This window comes from Nostoc sp. WHI (assembly GCF_015714725.1).
Classification (GTDB): Bacteria; Cyanobacteriota; Cyanobacteriia; order Cyanobacteriales; family Nostocaceae; genus Nostoc.
On record NZ_WBKM01000010.1, the window covers coordinates 16,760 to 31,757 of the forward strand.

The following is a 14,998-nucleotide window of genomic DNA, read 5'->3' on the forward strand; positions in this document are numbered from 1 at the left end:
TATTAATATAATTTCAAATATTTGCGATCGCTAATCTCTGGTGCAACTTTCATGTGCCGAGAGATATTGGTTCACCGTTCTTTGTCGCTTTTGCAAGTAGCTCTCGGACTTCTTTATCCGTAGTTTGGGGAAAGTTTTCGTACCATCGACCAACGCTGTGGAAAGGCCTGGGTGTCGAGAGACAAACGATTTTGTCTACCTCAGTTTTCAACTCATGACAAGTTTCGGATACACCCACAGGCACCGCAATCACAATCTGAGCGGGTTGCTGTTTTCGCACAGCCACAACAGCAGCCCACATAGTTGCACCCGTGGCTAAACCATCGTCTACTAAGATCACCGTGCGCCCCTGTAAATCTCTTAAAGGGCAATTCCCTCGATAAAGCCGTTCCCGCCGCTCTAACTCCCGTTCTTCTTGCACCGTAACTCTGGCAATGACTTCATCGGAGATATTCACTAGGTTAATAATATATTCATTAACTATCCGCACACCACCAGAGGCGATCGCTCCCATAGCTAGTTCTTCTTGATCAGGCACACCCAATTTACGTACCACCAAAACATCTAAGGGAGCATTCAAGGCTTTGGCAACCTCAAAGGCAACGGGTACACCACCCCTTGGTAGCCCTAATACTAAAACATCTGGACGGTTAGCATAAGCGACTAACTCTTTAACTAAAGATTGACCCGCAACCCTCCGGTTTTTGAATAGCATGGTATGACACTCCTGATTGGTTTCCAAAAAATTGATTATTTACACATTCGTCCTTGGCTGCCCGCCTCAAAGAATGGATCGAATTCTGATGGGAGTTGAAAGCGAATATTATTGATTTAGCCACTACTAATTGCTTCACTCATTTCCTCCAGATTTATCTTAATACATGACTTGTTATAGTCAGATGTTTTGAACTGATCTTAGAAAGTTAAAAGTATTATGCTTGGTATTATAGAAAAAACGTTATCAAAATTAACCACTTAACACTTTTAAGTAAAAATTAATCGGCTAGAATAACTGAATATTGATCAGCTATTTTTAAAAGCAAAAGCAGGATTTTTTAAGGGTTTAGAATCTGTAGTGGGAATTAACCAACGATTTACCTAACAATCAGTTAGTTAAATCTGAACAACAAGCGATTAGCACCTAATATTGTCTGAGATTATTTTGAATTTTAGATTGGTGTAGGCTAGTAATTTGAAAATATTCGCGTTAGATTACATCACTATATTACTATGAAAATTATGCTGAAAAAGTACTTTAACCCCAATCAAGCACGAATTCTTACGGCTTTGATTTTGACTGGAATTCTGTCTGTAGGTAGTGGTTTAATAGTTATCAAAGGGGCTACAGCTGCTTCTGCAAGTTTATCACTAGGAGCAAGCAATGAAGTTCTCAAAAAGAATATTAAACCAAACCGCTTGCCACGTCCAGTAGCTAACGCAGTGTTGCAGGATTTAGCCCGCAGACAGGGAATTTTAACCAGAGAACTGGAAATTATTGATTATAATCAACAAACTTGGCGTAATGGGTGTTTGCAACTGCCTCAACCTGATGAACTTTGTACCCAAGCGGTAGTTCCTGGTTGGCGGGTTGCGGTATCTAATGGCAAACAAACCTGGATTTATCATACTAATCGTAACGGGCGATCGCTACGTTTAGCTTCGGAAAAGCCTCTCTCAGATAAATTACCTGCATCTGTAAAAAATGCAGTTTTGCAAGCCGCCTCCAAAGGTTTGCAACAGCCAATTTCTCAGCTAACCATTATTCAGGCTCAACAGCAAACTTGGAGTAATGGCTGTTTAGAATTAGCTAATGCTGATGAATTCTGTACCCAAGCTTTAGTACCAGGCTGGCGAGTGGTTGTCGGCGCAATTGACAAAACCTTGGTTTATCACACCAATCAAACAGGTTCCACAGTTAGGCTGAATCAAAAGGCTAGTGAAAGTACACTGTCCCCTGTGCAAATTCCAGTTAGCGAGTTACCACCGCCGTTAGATCGAGATGTCGTATTTCGGCAAATCTCCAGTGGTGGCTTTGCTGGTAGAACTTACCAGACTGTTTTACTCAAAGATGGGCGATTGATTAGCGTGCGGATTGGTGATGCCAATGATTCTGAGCGTAGTGTTCGCCGTGTTTCTGTACAACAGGTGCAACAATTTCAAAGATTTTTAGAACGTTCTAAATTTAGCAAATTCCAAAATTTGAGTTACCCAGCCCCCAGTGGTGCTGCTGATTATATCACCTACACTCTTACCAGCCAAGAAGGTACGGTTCAATATAACGATATTTCTCAAAATAACTTGCCAAAGAATTTACAAGCAGCAGTTAAAGCCTGGAATCAGCTCGCAGCCAGCGCCCAATAATAAACTCATTGATAGGATTAAATAGCGATTGGTTTAGCGTTTACAATCGAAACGATCGCTATTCATGTTTATTGTTCATAATTTAATAATATCTATAAATCAATGATCAAAAGGTTTGTAAAGTTGTGTCTTGAGTTTCATTCTCGGTGGAATATTCACCGAAGCAAAAAGTCAGGGTTGTTTGTGGCCATCGTTACCTTGAGTATAGTGGCTACGGTGATGCTATCCTTTCCATTGAACGCTCAAATTAATCTGCCGCGAAGGCCAGCATCTGAGTTAAGGGGAGTGTGGTTAACAAATATTGATAGTGATGTGTTATTTGAGCGCGATCGCCTCAAGGGATCTTTGCAGCGCCTTGATGAACTCAATTTTAACACCATATATCCGGCGGTTTGGAATTGGGGTTATACGTTGTATCCTAGCAAAGTTGCAGCCAAAGTTATCGGGCGATCGCTTGATCCTACACCCGGACTCCAAGGGCGAGATATCCTCAAAGAAATTGTGGATGTGGGACATCAAAAAGGGTTAACAGTGATTCCCTGGTTTGAATTTGGTTTCATGGCACCAGCAGATTCTCTATTAGCTAAAAATCGTCCCCAATGGCTCACCAGTCGCAGCGATGGAACTCGGATTGTCAAAGAAGGCACACATAATCGCGTTTGGTTAAATCCTTTTCGCCCAGAAGTGCAACAATTCATCCAAGATTTAATCGTTGAAATTGTTAGAAACTACGACATTGATGGTATTCAATTTGATGACCATTTTGGCTTGCCATCAGAGTTAGGATACGATGCCTATACAGTGGCACTTTACAAAAAAGAACACCGTGGTAAAGCTCCTTCTAAAAACTCTAAAGATCCAGAATGGGTGCGCTGGAGAGCTAATAAAATCACCGAGTTGATGAAACGGGTATTCAAAGCCATTAAAGCTACTAAAAAAGATTGCTTGGTTTCCGTTGCGCCTAATCCTCAGCGTTTTTCTTATGACTACTTTTTAGCAGACTGGCAAAAGTGGGAACGGTTGGGAATCATTGAAGACTTAGTTTTGCAGCTATATCGAGATGATTTGAATGTTTTTGTTAGTGAATTAGAGTACCCGGAAGTCAAAGCAGCCAAGCGTCATATTCCGGTGAGTGTGGGGATTTTAGCTGGGTTGAAAAATCGCTCTGTACCGATACAACAGATTCAAACACAAGTGCAAAAAGTACGCGATCGCAACTTTGCTGGAGTCTCATTCTTTTTCTATGAAACCCTCTGGAACATGAGCAAAGAAAAGCCCCAAGAGCGTCAAATTGGCTTCCAAAAAATCTTCCCTACACCAACGACTTACCCGAATTTGCTTACAGGTTGGAAACCATTCAGTTAATTTTCTTCATAAGCTGTCGGTGAACACATCGCTTAATTTCAGTGAAGGTTCACTCCTTCGGGGTGACGCTCTCTACGAGACGCTGCGCGAACGCAAGCTCGCTAACGCTGCGCTAACGTCAGTCGCTCATGGGGGAAACCCCCAAGACTGCGCTGACTCACCGACAATTACGAATTACGAATTACGAATTACTTTAACTAGCTTGCTGTCCAAACCGTCTCTGTAATTCAGCCTCAGCTTCCTCAATTGTCATCGGCATCTGATATCAAGTTCGGCAAATCACTTACGATATGTCATTGCGAATGCAACGTACTCCTACGGAGAAGCAAGCTACGCGCTTGCGTCTCGTAGAGAAGTGGAATGAAGCAATTGTCACTCCTTCAGCAGTTGCTAGAAGGCTTGCTAGTCATAGAGCAAAACAAATTATTATCATTAATAATATCAATTGTCTCTCCCAGAGTAGCTATGTTAAAATAATATAAACAAATCAAATAAAATTTTTGTTTTAATGGTTGGGAAAACAACAGAAAAAATAACGTGTCTTCTCAACTTAAATATCTACCATTGCAATATCTATAGCCCTATACATAAAAAATCTTTGCGATGATTATCGCATCATTTTTTATGCAGAATAAGGCTTGCTCATTTGTTATTTTTGTCTCACGATAGGAGGAAGATATGTTTCTAACAAGACGATTATTCTTAGGTGCTTTGACATTATCTTTAATTAGTTTGACTAGTTATCCATACAAAGGTTTAGCCTATTCTCAACTATCTACAGAGCCTTCACAAAAATTGCCCACTGGAAGCCTAAGCCTACTAGATTCTCTTCTAAACCCTTATAAATGCCCTGCCAAATTAAGAGTTATTAACGCTGCGGTTCCTACTGCATCACCAGTTGATGTGATTGTCAACGGTGACAGAGTTTTGGAGAATGTAGATTTTCGTCAAGCTAGTAGATATGTAAATGTAACACCAGGAAATATTAATGTACGTTTTGTGCAATCTGGTACTTCCACTACAATTGCTTCTAGAACCTTTACAGGAGCGCCTAATAGTGCTTATACAGTAGCAATAACAGGAACACTACAAGGTCCCTCAGGTCAACCATTATTTAATCAATCACCCTTTGTAATTCCAGAGGATTTAACACAGCCTAATCCAGGTAAATTTAAAGGACGTTGGTATCGCTTTTCGGAAACTAGCGCTGTTATAGATTTCCGTATTAGCAAATCCTCTAGCCCAAATGTGGATGAAACTCGTATCACAGACCTGACACCCAAAACTGCTATTCCTTACCCAGAACTTACGGCTGGTACATATAACTTCAATCCAGTTCTACCTGACCAATTTGACCCATTGATCAATAATGCCTTCAACCCACCAATCACAGTAGAAGTTGCGAATCAACAAGTCCCACCCGGAGTCATTTTTGATGTAATTGCTACAGGTAATGGCTTAGGCCAAGCACCTAACTCACTGCTACTTACAACTGCCTCAACACAAACAGCGCCTCCTAATGCCAATGGGTGTTATCAGATTGTGCAGTAAGTAATATCAACTTAGTGAGGCATTTTTAGCCATAGGAATCTTATTTAATTTTTGAAAAAACCGTATAACTATTGAAGCGGAAGCGGCTGATTCAATCAGACCCGCTTCAGTAGCTATTAAAGTCGTGCTGACTTCGAGAATTTCTACAAAACTGGCACATTGATAATCTGTATCCTCATACTCCTGAACTCTTTCTTCATCGATTCCCAATATATCAGCAAGTTCTTGCTGACTAATTTTGGCTGCTAACCGAGCTTTAATTAAAGCATTTAGCAGCTTATTTAAAGAATCAATTTGAATTTTTAAAGGCTTGCTGATGTCGCAATTAATAAGTCTTTCGTATTCCGAAATTTCTGACTTTAACTCGTCAACTTGACTCTGGTATGAGTCTCGGTGCAGTTTCCAACGTTCTGGTTCTGCCTTCAATTGTTCATTAGACCTCTTGCATAAATAATTTTTTGTCTCACGCAAAGGCGCAAAGGCGCAAAGAAGAAAGCGAAAAGAAGGACTTTTGCAAGAGGTCTAGTGCTGTCTAATTCCGCTATAGACTGTTCAAATCGAGAGGTTAAATAAAGCCTCTGAACTCGGAAGTTGCACCTTTGAACTCGGAAGTTGAGCTTCTGAACTCGGAAGTTGCACCTTTGAACTCGGAAGTTGAGCCTCTGAACTCGAAAGTTGCACCTTTGAACTCGGAAGTTGAGCCTCTGAACTCGAAAGTTGCACCTTTGAACTCGGAAGTTGAGCCTCTGAACTCGAAAGTTGAGCCTCTGAACTCGGAAGTTGAGCCTCTGAACTCGAAAGTTGCACCTTTGAACTCGGAAGTTGAGGTTCTGAACTTCTAACTCAGCACTATCCTATTCCCAAACGTCCAGCCAAGGCGGGAGTCAAGGGTAAGAGCGTGGTAATCATCAAGAATAGAGCCAAAAGACCTAAAGCGGCTCTAGCGTCATCGGGTTCAGTGACTTCATTCAAGCTTGGGCGTTCTTGATCCCGTTGCAAGAAGAAAATCACGATCGCCCAGTACATCGCCAGAGTATTACCAAGAGACACTAGCGCTAGTAAAATTAAAGTTGCTAGAGTTGCGCGTCCTGCGGTTTTGCGTCCATAAATTGCCTGAACAATGCGGCCACCATCTAATTGTCCTGCGGGCATCAAGTTCAAAGCGGTAATTATTAACCCCAGCCAACCAATCACCACTAGGGGATGAACATTTACCAGGGGCGACTGCAAAGCCGAACCAAGGACAACTCGTGCCAAACTTCCCACCAAAATCGACCCTTGAAAAAACTGATTTGGCAATTGAAATAAACTACCTGGGTGGGAAAGCAGTAAGCCAGTGATCAGCATTAACAAAGATAGAATACCACCTGCGGCTGGCCCTGCTAAGGCAATGTCAAATAAGACCTTACGGTTGGGCAGCAGAGACTCAAAGCGGGTAATTGCCCCAAAAGAGCCAATTTGCACAGCAGGCAGAAAGAACGGCCAGCTAAGGCGAATTTGGTAACGCTGGGCAAGTAACCAATGACCGATTTCGTGAGCTACTAAAATCGTAAATATCCCAGCACCTATGGGCAAAGCTTCTGTAAACCGCCCTGGATTTCCAAAGAAATCAAAATTTAGCAGTAATCCGGCGGCTTCTAGATTTGTGGCAATAGTTCCTACTAACAGGATACCTGCAAACACTTTTTGCGATAACTGGAGCGGACGGGGATCGTTGCGGCTAGGCAGGACAATTACTACGGTTCTGCCATCTGTGTTTTCCACTAAAAATAGGCGATACTGCTCACCAAGGCGTTGCTGTAACCTTGCAGTTAGACGGTTGTGAACTTCCTCTGGTTCTCCCCGCAAATTGCCTTTGAAAATAGCTCCATCCTGGTAAGCGATCGTTTCTGTAGCAAAAAACGTATCGATACCGAAAATACCTTTAATTGTATTCAAGTCATCTTCCGGTAATGGCAGGCTCTCCGGTTTTACCTCTGATACTGCTAATTGTGGGGAATTTGCTTTAAGTGAAGAATCAGCAGCAAGTCTTTCTGTAGCCCGTTGCTTGAGGATGGCATCTTGCCCAGATGCGCGTAACTGTCTGCCCAAGAAGATATACAATCCAGTGGAAGCCACCAGCAAGAACAATATACCCGCTATATTGATGTAAATCCCTGCGGCAAACAATCCAAAAAACAGCAGCCAGGGAGTCATCAACACCACCGACTGTAACCAGGCTAAGATTCCCAGCTTACCCAAAGGTCTAGCGCGATAAAAGCCCCAGCCCAAAATGCCTAAAGCTACCAGTAGGATTGCTGCCAGGATAGAAGTTTCTGATAAAGTAAACATCTCCAAACCTTTGCTATTGAGACTGAGCCAGAACAAGTCCGGTATTGCAGATACACTTATTAATGTATAACGCCGCCTGTAATCTGCCCAAATTATGCGGCTTGGGGTAGGCTAGTAAAAATCGCAAGCATTGCACTTTCGGTAGATTATTAATCTAGGAACTTGGTCAAAATAGGATAAAATCAAATAATTGATGTGCCATTTCTAATTTAGAACAAGGTGCGATCGCTACCTGATTTCCTTGTACATCTAAAAATATCGCTTGATTATTATCACTCCCAAAACCGCTATCAGGTTGATCGATGGGATTGGCAACAATAAAATCTAATTTTTTACTCTGCAATTTTTCTAATGCAGGCTTGACAATATCCCCAGTTTGTGCTGCAAAACCAATTAACAGTTGATGTGGCTGTTTGAGTTCTGCTAATTGGGTGAGTATATCCGGTACTGGTTCCAGAGGTAAAGCTTGGGGGAGCGATCGCTTGGGCAATTTCTCTGTACTATAATCTCGTGGCTTCACATCTGCCACCGCAGCCGACATCACAATGATATCAGCGTTGGGTAAACATTCCACCATGACGTGCTGCATTTGCTCGGCACTAATGACGGGAATTGCTTGCACTCCTAATGGTACATCCCAATGAGCTGGGGCATATACTAGGGTTACGTTTGCCCCTCGGTGAAGTGCCGCTTGAGATAACGCCAATCCCATTTTACCTGTTGAAGGATTGCCAATAAACCTCACTGGGTCAAGATATTCTCGCGTTCCCCCAGCGCTAACTAACACTCGTTTACCTACTAAATCTCGTTTGCCTTGAGTGTGCAACAACGATTGGATATGAGCCAAAATTTCTGGAGGTTCTGCTAGCCTACCAGCACCGATGCGATCGCACGCTAATAAACCTGATGCTGTACTCATTCCATGATATCGGCTATCTATCAATAGCTGTTGCCAATTTCGCTGTACCGATAGCTGTTCCCACATATCCGTATTCATCGCGGGTGCTAACAGCACAGGACAAGTTGAAGCCAGCACGGTATTTGTGAGTAAATTATCAGCCATCCCGTAGGCTAACTTTGCTAATGTATTAGCCGTCAAGGGGGCAATTACCATCACATCTGCCCATTCACCCAACTCAATGTGCAACGGACGAGAGTGAGTTGGCTGCCAAAAATCATCATCTGTGTAGGCGGGATGACGAGATAGGGTGGCTAAAGTTAGAGGCGTGATAAATTCTTGCGCCGAACGGGTGAGGATGACTCGGATTTCCACCCCAGTTTTAAACAGCGTCGAAACCAACTCACAGATTTTGTAGGCGGCGATACCGCCACCTACAGCAATTAAAACCCTGTTCAATTTTGGATTTTGGATTTTGGATTTTGGATTAAGTGGTAATGGCATTGTAGGTCTGGGAGCAACCAGGTAATACATTAACCCTGATAGTCTTCGATTTTAGCCAGTTAACCCCAATCTAAAATCTAAAATTTAAAATCCAAAATTGTTACGCTTCATCATAGGGTTCCAAATCTAAGAGATAAATATAGGGTTCAACTAACTCTGGACGCTGAAATGCGATCGCTCGCAACAGATGCCAATCATTTAAACCCTCAAAAGCATTACTATAATTATCTAGCTCCAGACGTGTAGCTAGCTCTTCTACTTCTGCCGTAGTCATGGCAGCAATTTCTTTCTTGGAAATGCTTAGAGTTGTCATAATGCTCGCCCCTCCCTTATGCAGCACTGCCTTCAGCATGGGTTAAGTTGCGCTGAACGCAGCCACCCTATATATATTACTCATTAGAGGTCATTGATTTCGTAAAAATTTCAGCATTTATACCAGAATTTATAAAAAATTCGTAATGCTAACTAATCAATTGTATTTACAATAAAATTCCGTAGCACCTCTAACGTTTGGGGATTTATTTCATGCCCCATGTCAAATTCGTGGTAATCTACCGCCACTCTTAGAGACTCTAGAGTTTCTCGTGCCTTCAAAGCAGCTTGCAGGGGGACAACTTCATCATATTTACCGTGAGTAATTAAAGTCGGCGGAATTCCACTTTTAGCTGTCGTTAGTGCATCAGGATGTAAATACCCACTCATGACAACTAAACCGGCTAGGGGCAATTTTGATCCAACATCTAAAGTCATTGCTCCGCCTTGAGAAAATCCACTTAAGATAGTACGCGATAAAGGAACGCCAGTGCTGTCTTCTAAAGATTTCAAGAAATCTATTAGTAGTTGCCGACTTTCAGCCAACCCTTGATACATATTTTCCACACGCAAATCATACCATGCCCTCCCTCCGGGGGAATACGGATAAGAAAAAGGTGCATCGGGCAACACAAACTGGTAATTAGGTAAGTTGATCAAGGGCAGCAAAGATGCTACATCCTTAGCATTAGCACCCCAACCATGCAAAGTGACAATTAAGCCTGCGGGCGGTTGAGAAGTTGCGGGAGGAACGGTGATAAATTGTAAAGACAGAGGTCTACTCCTAAAATCGTACTCTTCTAGTAGATATTATCTCTTCAAGCAGACTTAGGAACGTGGATTAAATAACTTTCAATTTTGAGTATTGTTGGGGTTTAGAAGCATAGTTCCACTGTGACAAAAAATCATCAAAGAAAATCTCCATTGTTTCTTTAAAATTCTCAGCAACTTGGGCTAAGACGTTTTTGGATTTTGTGCAGTCTGTAGCAACTTCCGCCTTCCTTGTAGCAGCTTCCGCCTTCCCTGTAGCAGCTTCCGCCAAGACGTTTCCGTGTATCGCGCAGCCTGTAGCAGCTTCCGCCAAGACGTTTCCGTGTATCGCGCAGCCTGTAGCAGCTTCCGCCAAGACGTTTCCGTGTATCGCGCAGCCTGTAGCAGCTTCCGCCAAGACGTTTTCTTGTATCGCACAGCCTGTAGCAAATTCTGCTTTCTCTGTAGGAACTTCTGCTTTAACCCCAGTTTTGCACTTTATTTAATCTGCATTCCTTAGTATTAATCGGCATTTGCTGCTTGCCCAAAGAATACCTTACCTCGTCATCATGGTAGTAACCAAAAGCTAGACGGTAATTTTGGATTAAAACCTTTCTTTACCAATTTCCATACAAGAATAATTCCTATCTGTATACTATTGCTTTTAGCCAACTTTTTTGATTTAATAGAAATCATTATCAAATATTGCCTAGAAAAATATTGTAAATAATGCCGAATCGCCATCAATGCCGATTAAGTCGGCTACGGCTTCAGCGATTTAGACACAACACTCAAGCTCATGCAGCAAGTGAAAGTCATATAACCTGCTTTATATACACCCGTCCTAGACATCATCTGACAAGAGCAGCAAAAATCTAAATATTTTGAGAAATTTTCTTGCTTAGTAGTACAAGTTAATGGTAATGGTTAAGAATAGCAAGGTTATTGCAAAAACTTCCTAGTAATAATTCAGGTGGAGGACTGGAGATTGAAAACTTTACCATTGATGAAAGTTGCAGCCGGAGCTGTAGCTTTAATGCTCGGCTGGGGAATTGGGGTAGCTGTAGATGCCCAAACAAAAACCCTCGTGATTTATTCAGGCAGAGAGGAAAAACTAATTGGCCCTTTAATTGAGAGAGCAAAAAAAGACTTGAAGAAGGATATTCAAGTGCGTTATGGTGATACTGCTGAGTTAGCGATCGCACTTTTGGAAGAAGGCAAAAATAGCCGTGCGGACTTGTTTTTTGCTCAAGACGCTGGTGCTTTAGGCACTTTGGAGAAAAAACAGCTGACACTGCCAATTGCCTCTCAACTGCTGAACAAAGTTGATACTCGCTTTCGTTCTGCCAAAGGGCATTGGCTAGGAATTTCTGGACGTGCCCGTGTAATTGACTACAACACCAAGCTAGTCAAACAAAGCGAACTACCGACATCGATTTCACAGTTAACCCAACCAAAATGGCGCGGTAAAGTCGGCTGGGCACCAGCTAACGGCTCATTTCAATCATTTGTCACCGCCATGCGAGTATTAGAAGGAGACGCAAAGACTCTACAATGGCTCAAGGCGATGAAAGCTAATGGTGTTAAAGATTACGGTAAAAACGCTGCGATCTTGGAAGCTCTGGGACGTGGAGAAGTTCATCTCGGTTTAGTGAATAACTACTACTTGTATCGCTTCAAAAAAAATGATCCGAACTTTCCGGTTGCCCACCACTACACAAGCAAAGACGCAGGATCGATGATTAACGTGGCAGGAGTAGCAATTACGAATACCACTGATCAAAAAGCTGATGTAGAAGCTTTGATTAATTACTTGCTCAAAGAGAGTTCACAAAACTACTTTGCTCAAGAAACTAATGAATATCCTTTAGTAAAAGGAATTTCAGCACCATCAAAACAAGTACCAATCAATAAGCTCAATCCACCCAATGTTAACCTGACAAACTTAAATGATTTGCCAGGAACTTTGAATTTACTACAGCAGGCAGGAGTTTTGTAACAGTTGAAAGCGGTTCGCCCTCCATTATTTCTCACATTAGCGGCAGGAGTAGTGGCAGTTGCCATTGCTCTGCCATTACTATATTTAATAATTCGTACCGCAGGAATTGGTGGGGAAGAGTTATGGAAATTGATTACTCGTCCCCGCAATATTACGGTTTTTTTCAACAGTGCGGCAATGGCGGCAACGGTGACGTTATTTTCCACACTAATTGCCGTACCATTGGCATTTTTAACTGTGCGGACAGACTTACCAGGACGGCGTTTTTGGTTAGTAGCAACAACATTACCCTTAGCGGTTCCTAGCTATGTAGGCAGTTTTGCGCTGATTGCAACTTTGGCACCACGAGGTAGCTTTTTGCAACTGTTACTTCAACCATTTGGGGTAGAAGAATTGCCTTCTATTTATGGTTTTCCGGGGACAGTTTTGGCAATTACTTTGTTTACCTATCCCTATATGTTGCTGAGTGTCCGTTCTGGTTTACAAGGTATTGATCCTACTTTAGAAGAAGCGGCTCGGAGTTTGGGTTATGGCAGCAGAGAAACCTTTTTTCGAGTGGTTTTACCGCAGTTGAAACCATCAATGATTGCAGGTGGATTATTAGTAGCTTTGTATGCTTTGCGTGATTTCGGTACACCTTCGCTGATGCGGTTTGATTCCTTTACACGAGCAATATTTTTACAATATAAAACTAGTTTTAATCGTAACTCAGCCGCAGCTTTGTCTTTGATGTTGGTGATACTGGTGCTGCTAATTTTGTGGTTGGAATATCGAATGCGATCGCGTGCAGCTTATTATAGTCGTGGTTCCGCTTCTTTACGTCCGCCGAAAATTATGAAGTTGGGAATTTGGAAATGGCCGGCTTTTGGTTTTTGTTTAGCCATCACTAGCTTAGGTATAGTTTTGCCAGTAGGTATCACCCTATTTTGGCTGATTCGCGGACTTAACGGTGGCTACACTTTCCCTAATTTACTCCCCACCGTTCTCAACTCCATTGGGGCGGCTGGACTGGCGGCGTTAGCTACAACCATCTTTGCCTTGCCAGTAGCAATTTTAGCAGTTAGGTTTCCGAATAAAATCACCGCCATTATTGAACGCTGTTCTTACATAGGTTTTGGAATTCCAGGAATTGTTGTGGCCTTATCTTTGGTGTTTTTTGGTGCCAATTATCTGCCAGCACTGTACCAAACTCTGCCGATGTTGATATTTGCTTATTTAGTTTTATTTTTACCGCAATCAGTGGGAACAGTCCGCAGTTCTCTTTTACAAGTCAATCCCCAGCTAGAAGAATCTGCACATAGCTTAGGTAGGAATGCTTGGCAAACTTTAAGAGAAGTTACCCTACCTCTGGTACAACCGGGTGTGTTGAGTGGTGCAGTGCTGGTGTTTCTGACAGCAATTAAAGAACTACCCGCAACCATACTGTTAGCGCCTATTGGATTTAGCACCTTAGCAATGCAAATTTGGCAAGCCACAGAAAATGTAGATTTCGCTGATGCGGCGGCGGCTTCATTAGCGATGCTGTTGGTTTCTATGGGTTCAACTTTATTGGTGCTTTCTCAAGAGAACGTCAAAAAAGAGAAAGTCATAAGTAAAGTGCAAATACAAACAAAGTTCTAGTTTAGACCTCTTGCATAAATATTTTTTTCTCACGCAAAGGCAAGGCAGCGTGTTGCGGGGGTTCCCCCCGTTGTAACGACTGCCGCGCAAAGGCGCAAAGAAGAGGATGAAAGAACGATTTACTGCAAGAGGTTTCTTATATGTGGGATGAAAATCTCTTTTCTAGTCTCTAGCCCCTCTTTTTATGCAACAAGTAATTCTAGATTTACAGAATATCACCAAGCGGTTTGCAGAAAATGCCTCTCCCGCAGTGGATAACGTATCTTTGACGTTGCAACAAGGAGATATATTAGGGTTGCTCGGCCCATCTGGTTGTGGTAAAACTACGCTGTTGCGATTGATTGCTGGTTTTGAGCGATCGCAAACAGGGCAAGTTAAAATTGGTGGACAGATAGTTTGCGATCGCTCTACTTGCATCCCAGCCGAACAGCGCGACATTGGTATTGTTTTTCAAGATTATGCACTGTTTCCCCATCTAAATGTGGGAGAAAATGTAGGCTTTGGGTTGAAACATTTCAGTAAACAACAAATACAAAAACGGATAGCCGAAGTCATTGCTTTGGTGAGACTCGAAGGTTTAGAAAAACGTTACCCTTACGAACTCTCAGGTGGACAGCAGCAACGGGTTGCCCTCGCCCGTGCCTTAGCACCCCAACCCCAACTCATGCTTTTAGATGAACCCCTGAGCAATCTTGATATCCAAGTTAGGTTGCGGTTGCGAGAAGAAGTGCGAGAGATTCTCAAAGCGGCAGGTACTTCAGCAATTTTTGTTACCCACGACCAAGAAGAAGCACTAGCTATTTCAGATATAGTAGGTGTGATGCGGCAAGGGCATTTAGAACAAATAGGTACACCAGAAGAAGTTTATACTGATCCAGCATCACGATTCGTCGCTGAATTTGTCACTCAGGCGAATTTCCTCCCCGCCCGTCGTCAAGGTAATTTATGGGAAACAGAAATCGGCAGTTTTGAGTTGACAGCAAATCACACTGACGATACTGGCGAAATCATGATCCGCCAAGAAGACTTTATCTTAAAGCCAGCGATCGATGCGCCTGTAGTCGTCCGCACCCGACGGTTTTTAGGACGCGAGTACCAATATTGTTTACAAACTCCCTCTGGTAAAGAACTCCATGCTCGAACGATGACTGATACAGCCTTACCTGTAGGTACGCGAGTACACATATCTATAGCAGGTAATGTTGTACACATTTTTCCGCAATAAAATTTAGACTGTCATAATTTAATTAATTTTAGATTGCTTAATATATGGCAATCCGATTTGATTTTTGAACTTATCTGGGTAG

At 42.5% G+C, this 14,998-nt stretch carries 14 protein-coding genes; 7 read left to right on the forward strand and 7 right to left on the reverse strand.

What is annotated here, in order from left to right; genetic code table 11:
- Positions 1–49: 49 nt before the first annotated feature.
- Positions 50–715 carry a phosphoribosyltransferase gene (locus F8S12_RS00670; RefSeq protein ID WP_196514309.1) on the reverse strand — a complete coding sequence of 222 codons (666 nt, stop codon included), beginning with the start codon at positions 713–715 and terminating at the stop codon, positions 50–52.
- A gap of 515 nt (positions 716–1,230) precedes the next feature.
- Here F8S12_RS00670 and F8S12_RS00675 point away from each other — a divergent pair.
- The 3 genes from F8S12_RS00675 to F8S12_RS00685 all read left to right on the forward strand — a co-directional run bounded on the left by F8S12_RS00675 (position 1,231) and on the right by F8S12_RS00685 (position 5,277).
- Positions 1,231–2,361 carry a hypothetical protein gene (locus F8S12_RS00675; protein ID WP_196514310.1) on the forward strand — a complete coding sequence of 377 codons (1,131 nt, stop codon included), beginning with the start codon at positions 1,231–1,233 and terminating at the stop codon, positions 2,359–2,361.
- A gap of 102 nt (positions 2,362–2,463) precedes the next feature.
- Positions 2,464–3,726 (forward strand): glycoside hydrolase family 10 protein, encoded by a 1,263-nt coding sequence (locus tag F8S12_RS00680; RefSeq protein ID WP_196514311.1) that lies wholly within the window; start codon positions 2,464–2,466, stop codon positions 3,724–3,726.
- A gap of 678 nt (positions 3,727–4,404) precedes the next feature.
- A complete protein-coding gene (locus F8S12_RS00685) occupies positions 4,405–5,277 on the forward strand; it encodes a DUF4397 domain-containing protein (RefSeq protein WP_196514312.1) in 873 nt (290 codons plus the stop codon).
- A gap of 6 nt (positions 5,278–5,283) precedes the next feature.
- On the opposite strand, the gene F8S12_RS00690 is transcribed toward F8S12_RS00685, so the two are convergent.
- On the reverse strand, positions 5,284–5,703 hold the full coding sequence (locus F8S12_RS00690; protein WP_196514313.1) for a helix-turn-helix domain-containing protein: 420 nt from the start codon (positions 5,701–5,703) through the stop codon (positions 5,284–5,286).
- A gap of 173 nt (positions 5,704–5,876) precedes the next feature.
- On the opposite strand from F8S12_RS00690, the gene F8S12_RS00695 reads away from it, so the two are divergent.
- Complete coding sequence (locus F8S12_RS00695) at positions 5,877–6,119, forward strand: hypothetical protein (protein ID WP_196514314.1); 243 nt, start codon at positions 5,877–5,879, stop codon at positions 6,117–6,119.
- A 7-nt stretch (positions 6,120–6,126) separates the two neighbouring features.
- Here the strand turns inward: F8S12_RS00695 and F8S12_RS00700 are convergent, their stop codons facing one another.
- The 5 genes from F8S12_RS00700 to F8S12_RS00720 all read right to left on the reverse strand — a co-directional run bounded on the left by F8S12_RS00700 (position 6,127) and on the right by F8S12_RS00720 (position 10,490).
- Complete coding sequence (locus tag F8S12_RS00700) at positions 6,127–7,608, reverse strand: site-2 protease family protein (RefSeq protein ID WP_196514315.1); 1,482 nt, start codon at positions 7,606–7,608, stop codon at positions 6,127–6,129.
- 166 nt (positions 7,609–7,774) lie between these two features.
- Complete coding sequence (gene coaBC / locus F8S12_RS00705) at positions 7,775–9,010, reverse strand: bifunctional phosphopantothenoylcysteine decarboxylase/phosphopantothenate--cysteine ligase CoaBC (RefSeq protein WP_196514316.1); 1,236 nt, start codon at positions 9,008–9,010, stop codon at positions 7,775–7,777.
- 100 nt (positions 9,011–9,110) lie between these two features.
- The gene (gene isiD / locus F8S12_RS00710; protein ID WP_196514317.1) at positions 9,111–9,323 is read right to left on the reverse strand and encodes a protein IsiD; all 213 of its coding nucleotides are present in this window, start codon (positions 9,321–9,323) and stop codon (positions 9,111–9,113) included.
- Between the two features lie 152 nt (positions 9,324–9,475).
- The gene (locus F8S12_RS00715) at positions 9,476–10,096 is read right to left on the reverse strand and encodes an alpha/beta hydrolase (protein WP_196514323.1); all 621 of its coding nucleotides are present in this window, start codon (positions 10,094–10,096) and stop codon (positions 9,476–9,478) included.
- Positions 10,097–10,163: 67 nt separating this feature from the next.
- The gene (locus tag F8S12_RS00720) at positions 10,164–10,490 is read right to left on the reverse strand and encodes a hypothetical protein (protein WP_230967703.1); all 327 of its coding nucleotides are present in this window, start codon (positions 10,488–10,490) and stop codon (positions 10,164–10,166) included.
- 588 nt (positions 10,491–11,078) lie between these two features.
- Between F8S12_RS00720 and F8S12_RS00725 the strand changes: the two genes are divergently transcribed.
- The 3 genes from F8S12_RS00725 to F8S12_RS00735 all read left to right on the forward strand — a co-directional run bounded on the left by F8S12_RS00725 (position 11,079) and on the right by F8S12_RS00735 (position 14,916).
- Positions 11,079–12,071, forward strand: coding sequence for an iron ABC transporter substrate-binding protein (locus F8S12_RS00725; protein ID WP_196514324.1), 993 nt, complete (start codon positions 11,079–11,081; stop codon positions 12,069–12,071).
- A 3-nt stretch (positions 12,072–12,074) separates the two neighbouring features.
- Positions 12,075–13,691: an ABC transporter permease gene (locus F8S12_RS00730; protein WP_196514318.1), complete on the forward strand. Its 1,617-nt coding sequence runs from the start codon at positions 12,075–12,077 to the stop codon at positions 13,689–13,691.
- A 184-nt stretch (positions 13,692–13,875) separates the two neighbouring features.
- Positions 13,876–14,916, forward strand: a complete 1,041-nt coding sequence (locus tag F8S12_RS00735; RefSeq protein WP_196514319.1) for an ABC transporter ATP-binding protein — start codon at positions 13,876–13,878, stop codon at positions 14,914–14,916.
- Positions 14,917–14,998 lie beyond the last annotated feature (82 nt).